The organism is Acinetobacter sp. AOR14_HL (assembly GCF_027855175.1).
GTDB classification, from domain to species: Bacteria; Pseudomonadota; Gammaproteobacteria; order Pseudomonadales; family Moraxellaceae; genus Acinetobacter; species Acinetobacter calcoaceticus.
In genome coordinates, this window is the sequence record NZ_JAKTII010000011.1 from 94,364 (window position 1) to 112,455 (window position 18,092).

General features: G+C 39.4%; 14 protein-coding genes and 1 pseudogene. 6 read left to right on the forward strand and 9 right to left on the reverse strand.

What is annotated here, in order from left to right:
- Nucleotides 1-207: 207 nt before the first annotated feature.
- Complete coding sequence (locus MKL38_RS10605) at nucleotides 208-1,404, forward strand: alpha/beta fold hydrolase (RefSeq protein WP_270903235.1); 1,197 nt, start codon at nucleotides 208-210, stop codon at nucleotides 1,402-1,404.
- 65 nt (nucleotides 1,405-1,469) lie between these two features.
- Here MKL38_RS10605 and MKL38_RS19285 read toward each other — a convergent pair.
- The 4 genes and pseudogenes from MKL38_RS19285 to MKL38_RS10625 all read right to left on the reverse strand — a co-directional run.
- A pseudogene (locus MKL38_RS19285) lies at nucleotides 1,470-1,562 on the reverse strand (hypothetical protein); the annotation flags it as partial.
- A 912-nt stretch (nucleotides 1,563-2,474) separates the two neighbouring features.
- Nucleotides 2,475-3,833, reverse strand: coding sequence for a phosphate regulon sensor histidine kinase PhoR (phoR, locus tag MKL38_RS10615; RefSeq protein ID WP_199989226.1), 1,359 nt, complete (start codon nucleotides 3,831-3,833; stop codon nucleotides 2,475-2,477).
- Nucleotides 3,834-3,842: 9 nt separating this feature from the next.
- A complete protein-coding gene (gene phoB / locus MKL38_RS10620; RefSeq protein ID WP_003654166.1) occupies nucleotides 3,843-4,553 on the reverse strand; it encodes a phosphate regulon transcriptional regulator PhoB in 711 nt (236 codons plus the stop codon).
- Between the two features lie 254 nt (nucleotides 4,554-4,807).
- A complete protein-coding gene (locus MKL38_RS10625; RefSeq protein WP_003654165.1) occupies nucleotides 4,808-5,479 on the reverse strand; it encodes a TetR/AcrR family transcriptional regulator in 672 nt (223 codons plus the stop codon).
- Nucleotides 5,480-5,690: 211 nt separating this feature from the next.
- On the opposite strand from MKL38_RS10625, the gene MKL38_RS10630 reads away from it, so the two are divergent.
- Nucleotides 5,691-6,524, forward strand: a complete 834-nt coding sequence (locus tag MKL38_RS10630; RefSeq protein ID WP_005044336.1) for an SDR family NAD(P)-dependent oxidoreductase — start codon at nucleotides 5,691-5,693, stop codon at nucleotides 6,522-6,524.
- A gap of 57 nt (nucleotides 6,525-6,581) precedes the next feature.
- Here the strand turns inward: MKL38_RS10630 and MKL38_RS10635 are convergent, their stop codons facing one another.
- The 5 genes from MKL38_RS10635 to MKL38_RS10655 all read right to left on the reverse strand — a co-directional run bounded on the left by MKL38_RS10635 (nucleotide 6,582) and on the right by MKL38_RS10655 (nucleotide 11,724).
- Nucleotides 6,582-7,949: an MATE family efflux transporter gene (locus MKL38_RS10635; RefSeq protein ID WP_270903237.1), complete on the reverse strand. Its 1,368-nt coding sequence runs from the start codon at nucleotides 7,947-7,949 to the stop codon at nucleotides 6,582-6,584.
- A 106-nt stretch (nucleotides 7,950-8,055) separates the two neighbouring features.
- Nucleotides 8,056-9,210, reverse strand: a complete 1,155-nt coding sequence (locus MKL38_RS10640) for a pyridoxal phosphate-dependent aminotransferase (RefSeq protein WP_270903238.1) — start codon at nucleotides 9,208-9,210, stop codon at nucleotides 8,056-8,058.
- A gap of 27 nt (nucleotides 9,211-9,237) precedes the next feature.
- A complete protein-coding gene (locus tag MKL38_RS10645) occupies nucleotides 9,238-10,548 on the reverse strand; it encodes a DUF445 domain-containing protein (RefSeq protein WP_270903239.1) in 1,311 nt (436 codons plus the stop codon).
- Nucleotides 10,549-10,561: 13 nt separating this feature from the next.
- The gene (locus tag MKL38_RS10650; RefSeq protein WP_017391071.1) at nucleotides 10,562-11,125 is read right to left on the reverse strand and encodes a CC0125/CC1285 family lipoprotein; all 564 of its coding nucleotides are present in this window, start codon (nucleotides 11,123-11,125) and stop codon (nucleotides 10,562-10,564) included.
- Nucleotides 11,126-11,184: 59 nt separating this feature from the next.
- On the reverse strand, nucleotides 11,185-11,724 hold the full coding sequence (locus tag MKL38_RS10655; protein ID WP_270903240.1) for a DUF924 family protein: 540 nt from the start codon (nucleotides 11,722-11,724) through the stop codon (nucleotides 11,185-11,187).
- Between the two features lie 168 nt (nucleotides 11,725-11,892).
- Here MKL38_RS10655 and gshA point away from each other — a divergent pair, with 168 nt between their 5' ends.
- From gshA to MKL38_RS10675, 4 genes are all read left to right on the forward strand, one after another.
- A complete protein-coding gene (gene gshA, locus MKL38_RS10660) occupies nucleotides 11,893-13,470 on the forward strand; it encodes a glutamate--cysteine ligase (protein ID WP_005037947.1) in 1,578 nt (525 codons plus the stop codon).
- A 16-nt stretch (nucleotides 13,471-13,486) separates the two neighbouring features.
- Nucleotides 13,487-14,002 carry a disulfide bond formation protein B gene (locus MKL38_RS10665; protein ID WP_198496681.1) on the forward strand — a complete coding sequence of 172 codons (516 nt, stop codon included), beginning with the start codon at nucleotides 13,487-13,489 and terminating at the stop codon, nucleotides 14,000-14,002.
- 166 nt (nucleotides 14,003-14,168) lie between these two features.
- Nucleotides 14,169-17,489, forward strand: a complete 3,321-nt coding sequence (locus tag MKL38_RS10670) for a type VI secretion system Vgr family protein (protein ID WP_270903241.1) — start codon at nucleotides 14,169-14,171, stop codon at nucleotides 17,487-17,489.
- Nucleotides 17,476-18,090, forward strand: a complete 615-nt coding sequence (locus tag MKL38_RS10675) for a hypothetical protein (protein ID WP_270903242.1) — start codon at nucleotides 17,476-17,478, stop codon at nucleotides 18,088-18,090. The genes MKL38_RS10670 and MKL38_RS10675 overlap by 14 nt, the downstream gene beginning before the upstream one ends.
- The last annotated feature ends 2 nt before the right edge of the window (nucleotides 18,091-18,092 follow it).

Consider the following 18,092-nt stretch of genomic DNA (forward strand, 5'->3'; position numbering starts at 1 on the left):
TATATTTTTTATTATTTAAACGGGATTAATTTTTGCAACCATATTTATAATACATTTTTTTAAAATATATTTTAATTAGATTTTAAGTGACTGTATAAATGTAAATTATTTTGAAGTAAATATAACTATAGAAGTTTTTATGGTAATTTATATTTTATAAATTGATTATTTGAATAGATATATTGTAAATAATAGAGGAGTAATCCCTTGATTAGAAAAAGTAATTCTTTTTTAAAAATTTTATTCAGTAGCGCTTGTTTGGTGTCTGGTTCTGCTATGGCTGCTCCAATTACAGATTTGAATAAGCAAATTGTGAGCGACAAACCGGGTTCAATATTGTCGCTAGAACAGCAAGCCGTGACGAATTTATTTCCTCATGCAGAGCAGCGCTTGTTGGTAAATTATCGTAGTCGAGGTATTCAGGGCGAACCTATTGTTGCATCAGCTTTTATTTTATTACCCAGAGGAACGCCTCCAAAAAATGGCTGGCCGATACTGGCTTGGGCACATGGCACGACCGGAGTTGCCGATACTTGTGCACCTTCGGGTGATTATGTGGGTGGGCCAGTTCATTCATATCAAGAAGTTGCTTCTAAAGCTTTAGATGGCTGGCTTGCACGTGGCTATGCAGTTGTCGCACCTGATTATCAGGGTTTAGGTACATTAGGCGCGCATCCCTATATGAATGCAAAGAGCCAACTGCATTCGGTCGTCGATGCAGTACGTGCATTACACGTGCTTAAACCCAAGAGCTTTAATAAACAGTGGTTGGTGATGGGGCATAGCCAAGGTGGAGCTGCGGCAATTGCAGTGTCTGCCTATGGTCAAAAAGATGCACCTGAACTAGATTTAAAAGGGGCAATGGCTCTTGCTCCGGGTGGCTACCAATATGAAGGTATTGCAGAATATGTGCAGAGTCATCCAAACCCAGAACCTAGCGTAGCTGCTTTCTTCCCGATTGTGCTATTAGGAACACAAGCAGCAGAGCCGAGCATAGTTCCTGAGAATTTAGTCAGTCCAGAAATGAACGCGGTGCTGACCCAAGCGCGCAGCCGCTGTTTATCTGAACTTCAATCTGATTTAAAGAAATCTCCTTCTAGCATATTTCGTTCTGATGCTGATTTAAAACCTCTCTTGGCTTATCTAAAACAACAGTCGATTGAAAATATGGTACCTACCGTACCGTTAATGATTGTTCAGGGTTCTAAAGATCATTTAGTCGACCCGAGAGGGACATTTGCTTATTATCAGCAGCTATGTAAATTAAAAAAACCAGCGGTATATCAAACGATTGATGGTGGAGATCATCGTGACGCATTACGCCAGAGCAATACTTTTGCTACTCACTTTTTAAATGTAATAGAGAAAAACCAAAGTAAGTCCTATTGTTCGACTTCTAAGTAAATTGGTTTAAATGCTAAAAAAGCCGACTTTTTATGAGCCGGCTTTTTATATTTGAAGGGGTGACTTTAGGTCAGGTTATACAGTCTTTCTTTAGGGAAAACTGCATTAAAATCAGCCTTCATATTCACGTCCATTTTTGCGCCATTTTCCATCAGCACCTTTGTACCAGTCTGGGGCTACAGCTGGGCCTCGTGCTCCTGAGCCTTCTCGTGACTCATCTATATAATCAATTTTATCAATGTACACTGTATCTTCTCGGCCTTCATAAACTCTGCTGCGCAACAGTATTGTACGGTGCTTCCAATCAATACTTTTAAGTTCTCCTTGTTCGCAACGTGCATTTATTGAACCACCAAAATGTCCCCAAACCATTAAATACTTGCCCATAGGGATACGTTTTAATTGATCATCAATAGTTTCTATATAAGGTTCTTCTTCAAGCGGTTCAAGCATCTCAATTTGATCAAAAGAGATTAACCGAGTTGATTCGTCTTCTATGGATACGTGAATGATTTTTTGAGTTTGATCAACCTGAAGAATTTCCACTTTTAATGCTTCTCCATTTTTTAAACCGAGAATAAAGCAATCAGTTATTTCTGCATTATTCGATATTATTTCTACAGGGTTAATAGTCATTTAAGCCTCGCTTAATTATTATGTTGGCTGTTCTTATGGATTAAGTTTTTTGTAGCGAGTTAATAATACTAATTTTATTTAAAAATGAAAGTGATTTTTAAAACTGTTAAATAATTAGTTTAAATGGTGCTTTTTATTTTCATCATTTTTTAAATTATCAATGACATTGATTATATATATTGTATAAATTGAGTGGTTTTATTTTTTTAAAGTACAGTTAGTATATCTATTTCATAAATTCTAATCTATGAAATAGATATGAGAGAAAAAGAAGATTTATTAAATAACTTATATAGGCTGACTATAGGTTATATTTGATATTATCAATGACAAAAAATTAAAATCATGTCCATAATAATTTATATATACAAAATGGCTAAGTATCTTTCACTGCGTCTATTTAATATCCATCCTTTATGTGAAATGAATACTTTTTAAGCCATGTTATATAGTCTTTCTTTAGGAAAAACCACTGTAAAAGTTGAACCTTCATTTTCTTTAGACTGGACATCTAAATAAGCGCCATGTTGCATTAATACATGCTTCACAATGGCCAAACCTAAACCTGTACCGCCTGTTTGACGACTACGGTCGCTGTCAACACGATAGAAGCGTTCAGTCAGACGTGGTAAATGTTTCGGATTAATTCCAATGCCTGTATCTTGTACACTAAAGTAGGCATGTTCACCGTCGTCATGCCAGCCAATCGTAATCGTTCCACCTTTTGGCGTGTATTTGATGGCATTGGTAATTAAGTTACTAAACGCACTGGCGATTTCCATGTCAGAACCAATCAGGTCACAGTGACTATCAATATGTAAATTGAGTGTATGGCCATAATCGGCATTGTAGGCCTGAGCATCATCAAACAGTTGATTCATTAAACTCGGCATTTCAATAATCTGATTTTTTGCAATTTTCTTATTATTTTCTAAATTCGATAACAGTAGTAAATCATTCACCAAAGCATTCATACGTTTGGTTTGTGACTGCATTTGATCAAACGCACGTTTCCAGCGTGGACTAATATCTTCTTGATCGGTAAATGTCTCGATATAACCACTCAGTACAGTTAATGGTGTACGAAGTTCATGAGAAATATTATCTACAAAGTCTTTACGCATTTGCTCAAGGTTGTGCATACGAGTAACGTCGTAAGCCACCAATAAACGACTTTCTCCGCCAAATCGTGTGAGCTTGACCTGCACATATCGGTCATCGTCAAAACTCGACTGTAGTTTAATACCGTCGGGTGCTTGATCAATATTGTTAAAATATTCAATAAAGGTCGGCTGGCGTAAAATCGTTAATAAATTTCGACCACGGTCGAGAGGGCTGATACCCAACAAACGTTCAGCAGCAGGGTTCCACCATTCAATTTTATGTTGATCATCAATGAGAACGACAGCTTCGGCAAGTGCCACTAAAGAAGACTGAGCGCGATCAATTAAACCGACCATTTCTGCTTGAACGATTCGTTCCTGACGCTGGGCACGATAAACATTAAACAATAACGCTCCCCAAATCCCATTTAGGTTTGGAGGAACGTCATAAGGTTTATTTGCAATCCAGTCATTGACCAGATAAAGCGAACGCAACTGGAGTGTAAAAAACACCACAAAGGCGATAAAAATACAGCTCCAGAAATACCCAATACCGAAACCGACTAAACCGGCAATAATTATAAAAAATAATAAAAGCCGTAAATCTTGTTTGGCAAACGTCCATAAACTACTGTAGCGGGAAAGCTTTTGTTCACGTACCTGTTCGGGGACGGGGTAGGGTTCATACATAAATCTTGGTTAACCTGCGGCTAAATCTGCACGTGTTGAGAAGCGGTAGCCAGTTCCACGCACGGTCTGAACAAATCGGTCAACACCAAAAGGTTCTAAAACTTTACGCAAACGACGGATGTGCACATCGATAGTTCGATCTTCGATATATACATTACCGCCCCAGACCTGATCGAGCAACTGGGCACGTGTATATGCACGCTCTGGATGGGTCATAAAAAACGCAAGTAAGCGATATTCAGTTGGGCCCATATCTAAAATGCTGTCGCCAAAGCTGACACGTTGGCTCACAGGATCAAGAATTAAACCATTGGCGTCAATCATTTTTTCGCCACTTAATGCATTTGCACGACGCAGAACCGCTTTAATACGTGAAACCAGTTCACGTGTTGAGAAAGGCTTCGTCATGTAATCATCTGCGCCAGCATCAAGACCTTGTACTTTGTGGTCTTCTTCTCCGCGAGCGGTAAGCATAATTACTGGAATTTCTGCTAAGTTCTCATCGCGTTTTAAGCGGCGACATAAATCGACACCACTTACGCCTCCAGGTAACATCCAATCGAGCAAGATAAGCGCCGGACGTTGGTCGACGATAATTTGATGAGCCTGTTTGGCATCTTCTGCCTGCAAACATTGAAAGCCTGCCATGTCCAAAGAAGTATGGATCATTTCACGAATAGGAAGCTCATCATCGACAATTAAAATATAGTCATCTTTCACAGCGCAATATCCTATAGATTTAACGGTGAACCGTTTTGTAGTTATGACAGGCTTATTACAAAGATTAATTATGACAATTTCATTGCAGAAAAGTCTATAAAATTGAATTTAGCAATAATTTGTGACAAAAGTAAGGCAAAGGTGTGACCGAATGATGACATGAGAGCTTAAAGATTTTTAAAATCATTCAATAAGTTATCGCCTTCAACGCTTAACGGGTTTTGCACATTTTAGAGTGTCAAAAAACTTTAATATTATTTTGAAACCTTGGCCAATAAAGATAAGAAAACAATGCGGCACGCGGTTAAAACCTGTTCAAGAGACTGCTCAAAGCCTCCCATGACCCATCGAATTGCAATTTGAGTGACATATCCATTTAAGCCTGTTGCGATTAAAGAGAGCTCATTTTCGTTGTGTTGGATTTGCGGCATGGTCAACATAACAAAGGCCTGAATCATTCGATCAAACTGTGCAAGAGTTTCTTGAATGGTGGCCTGATTATGTAATTCTTGTACCAAAACTGCGTCAACATAGACAATGCGAGCTAATCTTGGGTCGTCTTTTAATGTCGTCAGCAGTGCCCTTAAACCAGCATCGACCATTTTTTCTGGATCTGGCGTCGCTTTAATGACAGCTTGCATCAAGTTTTGCTGTAATTCTTCAATCATTTTTAAAAAGATGGTTTGAAATAAATCTTCACTCTTCTTAAATGATTCATAAAAATAGCGTTCTGTGAGTTTTGCTTCTTGGCAGACATCTTTGACCGTCACGGAAAAAAAGCCGAGTGTTCCATAAGTCGCAATGCCAGCTTCAATCAGTTTTTCTCGGCGTGCCTCTTTACGTTCAGATAGAGATAACCCTTTGAACTGACGTTCTTTACTCACAGTTTTTGTTTTCTTTTTACTGGTTGAGTCGTTTGTCGCCATAAATAAGTCGTGTCCTAAAGAATGGTTCCTAATTTATAGGTTTTAGCCAAATATGCTCACTATGATAAAGCTCTCAGCAGAATTGTGCCATTATATCTGAAATTACAGTGTACTATATTGACAATGGATATTGTCAAAATTATATTAAAGATGTCTAAGCTGCACATGCAATGAACCGATTGTGCAAATATCGAAAAACAAAGGATGGACAATGAAAAATTTTAAAAACAAAGTCGCTGCAATTACGGGCGCAGGTTCTGGCATTGGGCAACAACTCGCAATTCTTTTGGCAAAACAAGGTTGCCATCTTTCGTTAAGTGATATTAATGAGAAGGGATTACAGCAAACCGTTGAGCTTTTAAAACCCTATAGCACGATTACTGTGACGACCAAAAAGCTTGATGTTTCTGACCGTGAAGCGGTAAAGCAGTGGGCCCAAGAAACTGTTCAAGATCATGGGTCAGTTAACCTGATTTTCAACAACGCTGGCGTCGCTCTAGGTTCAACTGTCGAAGGTGCGACCTACGAAGATTTAGAGTGGATCGTTGGGATTAACTTCTGGGGTGTGGTGTACGGAACGAAAGAGTTCTTACCGTTCATTAAGCAAACTCAAGATGGCCATATTATTAATATTTCAAGCCTATTTGGTTTAACCGCTCAACCGACTCAATCTGCTTATAACGCGACTAAATTTGCTGTTCGTGGTTTTACCGAGTCATTGCGTCAAGAGTTAGATATTGAAAAAAGTGGCGTAAGCTCTTTGTGTGTACATCCGGGTGGAATCCGCACCAATATTGCTAAATCTGCAAAAATGAGTGATAGCTTGAATAGTTTGGGCATGGACCCGACTAAATCGATTCAAAATTTTGACAAGTTATTACGTACTCCACCTGAAGAGGCGGCTCGTCAAATTTTACAAGCAGTATTAAAAAATAAACGTCGTTTATTGATTGGTAGTGATGCAAAAATTCTTGATGCATTCCAGCGTGTATTCCCAACTGGGTATCAACGTGCTTCTACCATTGTGACTAAGTTAATGAAATAATTTTAAAGTCAAAAAAAGCCATCAAATGATGGCTTTTTTTATAAGAATTGATTGGTTCTAAATAAGAACTTTAATCTTCTTTTTCTTCCAAATGAATTGATAATAGAGCCCTTGAATAATACATAAACTAACAAATGCCAAGGCATAGGCAACCCAGATTCCTTTAAGCCCCCACATTGAGCTAAACCAGTAAGCACATGGAATTTCAATAAACAAAATAGCAAAAATATTAATGAGCATTGGGACAGTCACAGTTCCACTGGCACGCATGATCGATGCAAAAATGGCACCCGCACCAAAGAATAAAATTGCCCAAAGCACAATAAATAAAAGTTGCTGGCCTAACACGACGACAGTTGGGTCGGTAATGAATAAAGCCATTAAATATTTTGAAAATAGATAGCCAAGTGCAATTAAGGTACCCGTAAATAAAAAGTTCATGCCTAAGGCAGTACGTGTCACACGAGATAACAAGTCAGATTTACCTGCACCAATTGCTTGGGCTGCAAAAATTGAAGCCGCAATTGAAATAGAGATTGCAGGGAACTGAATGTAATTGAGTACCTGATTTACCGCGCCATACGCTGCTGTGGCATGTGAGCCATAGCGGTTCACCAACCCGACAATAACCAAGCCGGCCATTGAGGTCGTAATCATTTGAATACCAGTCGGAACACCTAAACGTAAAATGATTTTGCTCAGTTCTGGATTGTGACGGATATGTTGCAGAAGCTGACGATTCGGTCTAAGCGGATGCTTTTTCTTGTTCAGATAAATCGCAAGAAAAATTAATATTGCGATATAACTAATAATTGATGCTATGGCAGGTGCAATAATCCCTAGAGCAGGGAAGCCAAAATAACCTTTAAGTAGGATTGGTGTAATAATTACGCCGATGACACTGGTTAAGGCAAGAGCCAGCAAAGGCGTGGTACTGTCACCTACACCACGTAAAATTGAAGTATAGATAATATAAACAAACAGAAGCGGGCTGCCTGCCAGCATCCACTGCACATAAGGCAAAGCGAGATGCATCACCTTGGGGTCAGTGCCTAATAGTTCTAAAATATCATGGGCAAAAAACACACCGATAATCGCGGTAATTACCCCACCAATCAGTGTCATAAACAGGGTAGAACCCACCACACTTTGGACTTTCTCTATATTTTGCGCGCCCCATGCTTGCCCTATTAAAACAGTCGTACCCGTTGAAATTCCGATAATAAAAGCGAGGAGCAAGAATAAAATAGGGAAATATACAGAAACTGCTGCAATTGCATCTACCCCCATCATTTGACCAACAAAGATGGTGTTAATAGTTCCGGACAAGTTCTGCAAAATATTGGTTGCAATCAGTGGTAGCAAGAAAACAAAAAATGTTTTCCATAGATTTTGCTGATGAATTAAAGACTGTCTTGGTGGCATGCATTCTCCATCGCCCATCTCTTTGATGAGCGGGGCAGATATCCAACTTAGCATAGTTAGAGCAAATGGCTTGTAGTGTTTTTACTATGCTAAGTGGCTAAATTTATTAACATTGATTCAGAATTTCTCCTGCTTTTTGCAATGTCTCATCATTTTTAGCAAAGCAGAAACGAATCAAACGCAAAGACTCCGGCGCTTGCTTGTAGAAAACCGAAACCGGAATAGCCACAATCTTATGTTGTTCTGCTAGAAACTGGCACATTTCAACATCGTTTAAGTCGGGTCTAATTTGACTGTAATCGAGATTTTGGAAATAAGTACCTTGAGACGGTTTTAGCAAGAAACGGCTATGGTGAATCGCCTGATTAAAATGATCTCGCTTAGTTTGGTAGAACTGTGGAAGCTCTTGAATATGTTCTGGATGTTGCTCCATATATTGCGCTAGAGCAATCTGACAAGGTGTTGTGCCACAGAAATTCGCATATTGGTAAATTTGGCGAAATAAACGCATTAACTCAGGTGAAGCGACACAGTAGCCTGTTTTCCAGCCTGTTACATGAAAGGTTTTTCCAAAAGAACCGATCACAAAGCTACGCTCTCTGAGCTCTGGAAAATGCAATGCGCTGAAGTGTTGTTGACCATCAAAGACCAAGTGTTCATAGACTTCATCAGATAAAATCACAATATTTTTATCTTGAATTAGTTCAATGAGTTCTAACCAATCCTGTTTATCCCAGATTGTACCTGTTGGATTATGGGGAGTATTCACCACAATCATTCGAGTTTTATCATTAATCAAATCTTTAACTTGTTGCCAGTTCACCTTAAAGTCGGGTGCTTCAAGAGCGATATGAATGGCTTTACCACCTGCCAATTGTACTGAAGGCCCATAACTGTCGTAACTTGGATCAAAAATAATAACTTCATCGCCCGCATTAATGCATGCCTGTATGGCACAAAAAATTGCAATGGTTGCGCCGGGAGTAATGGTAATTTGCGTGACAGGATCAAGTTGAAGTTGGTCGCGTTGCTTAAATTGTAAAGCAAGCTGTTCACGTAAAGCGAGAATACCATCGCCAGGTGGGTATTGATTATGTCCAGCCAAAGTCGCCTGAGATAAGGCTTCCAGTAAGGCTGGTGGGGCCGGAAAATCTGGAAAACCTTGTGACAGGTTAAGTGCACCTAGTCGATGTGCCATTGCCGTCATGGTGCTAAAAATCGTCACGCCTTGAGTGGCCAATTTTGACTGAAGCTGTAGCATATTGTTCTCTTATAAAAATATTTAAAGTTATAAAATTGATTCAATCACCGCCCGAATTACACCGAGTGTTAAACCAATAAATGCCCCGACTACAACGCCGTTCACACGGATCATATGTAAGTCGCCACCGACTTCGTTTTCAATTTTTCCAATCATTTCGCGCGAATCCCATTCATGAATGCGTTCGCTGACATAGCGGATGATTTTATGGCTATATTGATCTGTAAAATTCAGCGCCAGGCCTGTCATTTCTTTGTTCAACACTTCACGTACTTTGGCATTTTGAACAAGATTTTCACCCAGTTGCTGAATAGCAGCCCGAAGGTTCATTGCAATACCTGAGTCTTTTTTCATTAAATCTTCTTTAATGGCATCACATAAAATGGTGACGGCACCACTAATGAAATTTAGGACTTGAGGGCTGTCTAAAAGAGCATCTTTACCGCTGTTTAGGCGTTGGCTGGCAGGACTGTCTGGTTTTGCTAGCTCTAGCATGAGCGAGTGGGCAATGGTTTCAATTTCTTGTCGCCATGGGTGTTCAGGGTCTGCCAGCATCGATTCTACTTTTTCAACGAGTGAGTCGATGGTGCGTTGTTGAACATCAATGCCAATCCAGCTTGCACCTTTTGCAAGGGACCAGACACCCAGTGCTTTAAACATCTTTCGGGTCAATTCACGGGTTTTATCTGGGTTTTGTACCACCCACTCATGGGCGATATCGAGACCACGCTGTAAAACGTCTTGGTGGAAGTCATTTTCCAATACCGCGCGGAGCATTTCACTTGCGAGTTTATTTACTTCGGTATTACGCACCCATTGCACACTATTGTTTTGGACAAAGTTGGCAATTTGATCTTGGCTAACAAACTCAAAAATTTTCGGAACAGTTTGTTGAATAAGCTGTACCACTTGCGTATTGTTTTGTGGACTTGCTAACCATTGACCAATTGCAAGGCTTAAGTCAGTTTTTTCTAAGCTGCGTTCGACCACTTGAGGCGAAAGAAAATTTTCTTGTACAAAACGTCCCATTGATTCTGCAATGCGAGCTTTGTTGCGTGGAATAATTTCGGTGTGGTCGCGTAAAAACTTAGGAATCGGTAACTTACCAAATGGGTTCCGAAATAGAACTGTAATCGCGTACCAGTCGGCTAAACCACCGACTACACCAGCTTCTGCCCCTAACATTAAAATATGAATAAAACCTGTGTACTCTGGCAGAAAACGATCAGCCACCATCAGTGCAACCCACAGCACAACGACAATAATAAGCGCCAGAGTAGCAAAATATTTGCTACGTTTTAGACTGGGCACGTGGTGAACTTCTTCTGCCATGTTCATAAATTTATCCTATTCATTTTTGTTTTACTGGAGGCTCAGGCGGTGGCAACAGCTCTCCTGTCGGACTCAATCCATATTTTTGTCCGATTGATTTCAAGATCAAGGTTGCATCAAAAGCATCCTGAGGAGCCTGCTTCTGATCCCGATAACATTCAATAGTATACGACACTTGAACAGGATCGATATTGACCACTTGTGGGTAATCATAGAACGGATCATGCCAGAAACCTGGGTAGCGACGACCATAACCATATGGGTAAAAGCTTGGAGCTGATGGATAAACCACAGCCTGACGTGGTGGTTTCTGGCTCTGATTACTTGGATCATTTTGCACTTTAAAAAAGCGAAAACCTTTTTGTATCGTCGTTTGTGCTGATTTTACCAAAGTGATTTCTTCAGCTGCACCATAGCTCATATTCGGGTCGGCTTGAAAACTAATCCGAAAAGTTTGGGCATTTAAGGGATATGCTGAAAACTGACCAAGTTGATCAAAGGTTCTTGGTTTACTTGGCGTCGTTGCACAAGCAGTTAGAGTTAAGGCAGTGCCTAAGGCTAAACAAAGAGAGAGATATTTCATGATGAACTCCCAGCTGAGTATTAGAAAATAGATGACTCAGCATTAAAAATTAAGAAGTTTTAAAAACTACTGTTTGGTTCTAATAAAAATTCGGTTTCCTCTGGAGTGGAGGCACGTCCAAGAATCACATTGCGATGAGGATAGCGCCCAAAGCGATCGATAATCACTTTATGCTTTTTCTCAAAGCTTAAATTAATTTCATTACCGAGGCGTTGAAATAGTTTCAAGGCAAACTCATGGATCAATTTTGATTCACTATGCATAAACGGCATATATAAAAAAGAGCGTTGCTCTGGATTAAGCTGTGCATCTAATTGCAAGCTAATCGCTTCTTGTGCCAAAGCTAAAGCAAGGCTGTCGTAAGCAAAAGATTGTGGTTGATCACGATAAATGTTGCGAGAAAACTGGTCTAGTACAATAATCTCTGCCAGACGGCCTTCAGCCGTTTTTCGCCAAGACCAGAGTTCTGCTTGAGTTGCTTGTCGATGAACGTCAGAAAAATTTTCACAAATCTTTTTGTCAAAATCATCACTTTTTGCAAACCAAAGTGAACGGTGTTCAGGTGAAAACCAGAAGTTTAAAATGTCTTGATCGTTCATGATATTGACAACTCTTTAGCAATTATTCTTCAATAAAATCACAATTCTTTCGTGTCTTAAATAACAAGATTGTGATAAAAATTGCCAAACTGGAATGATGTGATTATATAAGTAACCGTATCATCTCACGATTTTGTATATAGTGATCTTTAATAAGCGAGCAAATGCATGAGTCAACCCACTACACCATCTCAATCAGTTATTCCTGCTTGGGTGGATTCGTCGCTACTACAAGGCATGTTACGTGGAATAGAGCGTGAAAGCCTACGTATGCAAAGTAATGGGTTCTTATCGCAAGAGTTACATCCAAAAGCATTAGGTTCGGCTTTAACACATCCGCAAATTACGACTGATTATTCAGAAGCATTGATGGAGTTTATTACTTCTCCAAAGCCAACCATTGGTGAAGCTTTACATGAGCTCACAGATATCCATGCAGTTGTGCATCGTCATTTAGAAAATGGTGAAAAACTTTGGCCGCTATCTATGCCATGTATGTTAGATGACAATGAAGAACGAATTCGTCTAGCGCAATATGGCACTTCTAATATTGGTCGCTTTAAAACACTATACCGTCGTGGGTTAGGAATACGTTATGGTCGTCGTATGCAGACGATTTCAGGTGTGCATTACAATTTATCTTTTCCAGATACGCTTTTTGCTGAGTTGCAAGCTCACGAAACTGACGAACAATTAAAATCATTAAGTTTGCAGGATTATCGTAGCCATCGTTATTTTGGTCTTATTCGTAACTTTATCCGTTTAACACCACTGGTTATGTTCTTGGTAGGTGCCAGTCCAACGGTATGTCGTTGTTTCTTGACCGGACATAAACATCAGTTGTTGCCTTTAATCAAAGGTTCATACTATTTACCGTATGCTACAGCTTTACGTATGGGGCGATTGGGCTATCAAAACTCAGCCCAAAAAAGCTTAGGTATTCATTACAACAATTTATGTGGCTATTTGGATGGTTTACAAAAAGCTGTTCATTCTCCTTACCCACCATTTAGCCGTTTAGGGTTAAATGATGCTGCTGGTGAGCCGTTGCAAATTAATGATCATGTTTTGCAGATCGAGAATGAATATTACAGTCTCGTACGTCCAAAACAGGTGCCTCAAGCAGGTGAGACACCGTCTCAAGCCTTGAAAAATCGAGGAGTGGGTTATGTTGAACTACGTGCTGTTGATGTAAACCCATATTCGTCAATTGGCGTTGATGAAACGACGGCTGGCTTCCTTGAAGTGTTAGCACTTTATTGCTTGTTAAGTGATAGCCCAGAGCTGTTAGGCCCTGAGCAAGATTTAATTGAAAAGAACCAGACTGAAGTGGTGAATCGTGGCCGAGCGCCGAATGCAACCATTACAGATTTAAACGGTTCTTATCACATCGAAGATTGGGCACGTTTGTATATTGCTCAAATGCAAGGTTGTGCGCAGTTACTCGATCAGACCTATGCAACAGAGCTGTATGGTTCTGCATTAGCGATCATGCAAGCAAGAATTGATGAAGTTGATGAAACTTTGTCAGCCCATGTTATTGACGATACGTTAAAGCATGGGGGAACTTGGAGTTTTGGTAGCCACATGGCCCAGTTACATGCTGAAAGTTATGAACAGCATGAGCTTAGTGTGGAAACCTTGAAACATTTTGAGCAATTGGCTGCACAATCTTTACAGCAGCAAGAACAACTTGAGCAAGATACTCAGGTCAGTTTTGACCAATATCTTGAACAATATCGATAATAAAATGAGGTTTTACATGCGATTAAGTTACCGTTTGGTGAGTGGACTACTTGTTTTAGCAAGTATTGTCGGCATGTCTTTTGCGTTGTATCTGGAACATGTAAAAGGTTTAGAGCCATGTCCGCTCTGTATTTTTCAACGTGTTGGCTTAATGGCAATGGGCCTTGTGGCACTGATTGCATTTTTGCATAACCCTGTTTCCAATGCGGTTAAACGCTTTTACGCATTTTTGGCTGGCATCGCAATTTTATGGTCAGTGGGTGTAGCAGGGCGTCATGTCTGGCTACAACATTTACCACCTGATCAAGTGCCAAGCTGTGGTCCAGGTTTAAACTATTTAGTTGATGCCTTACCAATGAAAACAGTTTTGCAAGAAGTATTGTCAGGTTCAGGTGAATGTGCAGCAATTGACTGGACCTTTTTAGGCCAGTCTTTACCAGTCTGGTCATTGGTTTATTTCATTTTGCTATTACTCGTATGTTTATGGCAATTGTTCCGTTTTTATCCAGTGTTTAAGACTGCTAAAAAGTAAGTTTAAACAGATTAAAAAAAGCTCAATATTATGTTGGGCTTTTTTTATTGTTTTAGAATTAATCAAAATATAAAAAAACGAATTGAAAAAAAGCATAATATTGTAGACAGATAGTTCTGTTTTTTATAAAGTGCAGCCGTTTATATATCCTTATGATTATAAAAAAATGTTTTTTAATATTTTTAGTGTATTGGAAAAAATAGGGTTAAGTGCACAGAAACGCGCGATTCACGTGCAATTTTCTAATGAACTACTCAATAACCAAGTTTTTTTACAGCGTATTGAAGGCCAACATCAGCTAAATGGGGGAATTGAAGCTGAGTTAATTTGCCTTTCGACGAGTGCCCAAATTGCATTAAAGCAGTTTATAGGCGTTCAGGTTGCTGTTGATCAGGTTACAGATTCTGGACAATTATTTCGAACTACAGGAATTGTGACTGAAGCCAGTTATGGCCAAAGTGATGGTGCTTTAACGCTTTATAAATTGACCTTAAAAGACGCGACAAATTTATGGCATAAACGCCGTAACAGTCGTGTTTTTATGAATAAAAGTATAGTAGAAATTACCGAAGTTCTATTCAAAGAGTGGCAAGAAAAAAGTCCACTTTTTGCGACAAGTTTAAGCCTAGACCTGAGTGGGTTAAGCCAGAGTTATGATACTCGTCCATTTATCATGCAGCATAATGAATCCGACTATGACTTTCTTACGCGTTTATGGCGAAGTGAAGGCGTGAGTTGGTTAGTTGATGAATCAGAACTTTTCGTTCCCCATTTTACTGCTCCGGTACAGGCCCAAAAGCTTAGATTAATTGATGATAATAACCAGTACCAAGCTTTAGCACGCCGTAGCATTCGCTATCACCGAAGTAGCGCGACAGAATATCAAGATAGTATTACGGGTTTTGTTGCGGTGCGGAGTCTGCAACCGACTGCTGTGCATGTGCAACGCTGGCAGCCCGATGCCTTAGCACAAGAAGAAGGCGCTGGTTCCGTCATTACTACCCATACACATTCAGACAATTTTGATTCAGCGAGTTTAAGCCTTGAGCAAGCATGGCACATGAGTCCAGCTTGGATGCAAGATTTGAAAGGTGAGGATCAGGCTACTGCTTCAACTAGTAATCAGCTAGAGAAACTGAATCAGCAGTTTAATGACATGTATGCCAGTCAGGCCAAATACTTTAAGGCTTATAGCAGTGTTCGAGATAGCCAAGTCGGCTATTGGTTTAATCTCCGAGAGCATCCTGAAGTTGATCAACATGAAGGGGTTGATCAAGAGTTCCTGATTATCGCTAAAAATTTCTACAACCAAAATAATTTACCAAAAGATCTACATCAGCAAGTTAGTCAGTTACTAACCCAAAGTCGTTGGGATAAACATGGTTATGACGATATTGAGCGTCAAGGTAATGAGCTGACCTTAATACGCCGTCAAATCAAAACGACACCTGAATATAATCCAGAACAACATCGACCAATTGCCTACCCACAAAGAGCGAAAGTCGTAGGGCCAGAGGGAGAGACCATCTATGTCGATGAATGGGGGCGCATCAAGGTACGTTTTCTGTTTACCCGTAGTGATGATCATGGACATGATGGTGGGGCAGGGAGCAATGACAACGATACCGACTCGGCTTGGGTCGATGTATTGACTCCGTGGGCGGGTGAAGGCTATGGCGCACGCTTCTTACCGCGTATTGGTGAAGTAGTGGTCATTGACTTCTTTGATGGCAATATCGATCGCCCATTTGTGACGGGACGAATCCATGAAGCGCAGCGTTCACCAACCAAGTTTGATGTGAAAGGACAGCTTCCCGATACTAAAAAACTGAGTGGTATTCGTAGTCAGGAAGTTAGTGGCAGTGGGTTTAACCAATTACGATTTGATGACACAACAGGGCAAATTAGTACCCAACTACAAAGTAGTCATGCAGCGACGCAACTGAATTTAGGTAACTTAAGCCATCCGAAAGAACAAGCGACTAGTCAAGGTCGTGGTGAAGGCTTTGAGCTTAGAACAGATGCTTGGGGAGCTGTGCGTGCGGGCAAAGGCATGCTCATTAGTACCTATGCACAAGAGCAGGCGATTGCAGATCATTTAGAGGCTGCACAAGCACAATCCTTACTTTCACAAGGTTATGAAAGCATGAAAATGCTCAGTGAAGTTGCAGCCAAGCAACAAACTGATGCTTTGAACGTGATTAACCGGTTACCCAAATTCATCCAGTCCCTTGAGCTAAAAACCACAGGGCAGGCTTTAAATAGCACGGTAAATCTATTTAAAGAAGGGATTAATAACGATCCTATTCATGCGTTAAAAGATTGTGGTGGTTTTATTGAAGATATTGGTGCACTAGGTGGCGATGCAAAAGGAGTTGTAGATGAATTTAATACTTTCTTTAGCGATGCTAAAGATTCGGTGGAAAATTTAAAAGCGTTCATCGAAAACGTTGAAGAGCATGGTGCTGACATTGTTAAAGGCAAACTCGCAAGCATTAAAGATCGAATTCATCAAAATCCATTTGAAAGTCTTAAAGAGGTCAGCAAAGTCTTAGCCAATGTCGAGACTAAAGACTTTGATTTGATGAGTGTATGCGGAACTTTTAGTAAAGGTAGCAAATTGGAAGTGACACCTTCTAAAGCGTTGAGTTCTTTGCAAGGCTTTATGGAGGGTTATACCCAAGGCTTAGAAAGCAGTTCCGATAATAAACAGCAAGAACAAGGCAAAATTTTTAGACAAGCCCTTATGTTATTAGCATCGCCAAATGGCATTGCTCTAACAACACCCGAAAATATTATTTTACAAGCCTCACAAGATATTGCTGAAAGTGCTAGCGGTTCAATTAATTTAAGCGCACAGAAAAATATTATTGGGCATGCACAAGACAAAATCAGTTTGTTCGCTGCGCAAAAAGGTTTCCGTGCTTATGCAGCAAAAGGAAAGCTCGAACTACAAGCGCAAGATGATGCTATTGAAGCGATTGCCAAGAAAGTTATCAAGCTCATTTCTACTGAAGATAAAATCGAACTTACTAGTCCAAAAGAAATTGTATTAACAGCAGGTGGGTCGCAGCTCAAAATTAATGCGGATGGCGTATTTTCAACAACAGGCGGTAAGTTTGAAAGTAAAGCTGGACAGCATTTGTTTATGGGTGGGGCAACAGTAAATGCTGAGTTGCCGAAAATGCCAGCAACAGGGATGTACAGTATGAGATTTGATTTAAGTCAAATATTTGATACTAAAATATTAAAAAATATGGAATATAAATTAATTAATCACTCTAAGAAAATCGAAGCTATATATGAGTTTGAGCAAGAAAGTAGCGCGAGAGTTTACAGCGATTCTGTTGATAATGTAGAACTCGCTTTAATACCGGGAGCTTATTTAACAGAAATTAAAGAGTTAATTCCTGAACAGGAAGCTGAATCACTAGACGGTGAAGAGATTGATGGCTGTGGGTGTGGAGAAGAGCATGAACATGATTGAAATATTTAAACGAACAACAACGCAAGTTTCTCGAATTAATATGAAAAAGACTTTTATATCAATTTCTTTATTGAGCACAATTATTTTTAGTTTTAATCTTTACGCAAATGACGATACTTTTGTAGTTTCGGCGAAATGTAAGGATGAATATAATTCTAGTTGTGACATTGTGAGAACTGTAAATGCTCAGAATGAAATAGTTATCAAAGGTGTCAAACTTTTAAATATTTCAAAAATAAATCAAAACTTATATAAAGTAAAAACATCTTGTGGGTCTCCATGTTCAGTTACGCTTTTCTATAGTCAAAATAAAGAGGATTCCACAGACGAATTTATTGCCATTGATAATAAAAATAATTGTTTGATTGAAAGTGATAGTGAAAAGAAAGTCATTTATGCAAGAAAATTGTTTACAAATAAGCCTAGAAAGATTGTTAATTTAAAAACTAAAGAATTTAATGGATTGATACAAAGATTTGATTATTATAGTTATTTTAAAAAGATGAGTTCTTTTTCACCTGATGGTAGTTTAAATTTAATAGCAAATAATGAATCAACCATATTAGCTAATAAAAAAATAGCTAATCCATGTGGAGAATAACG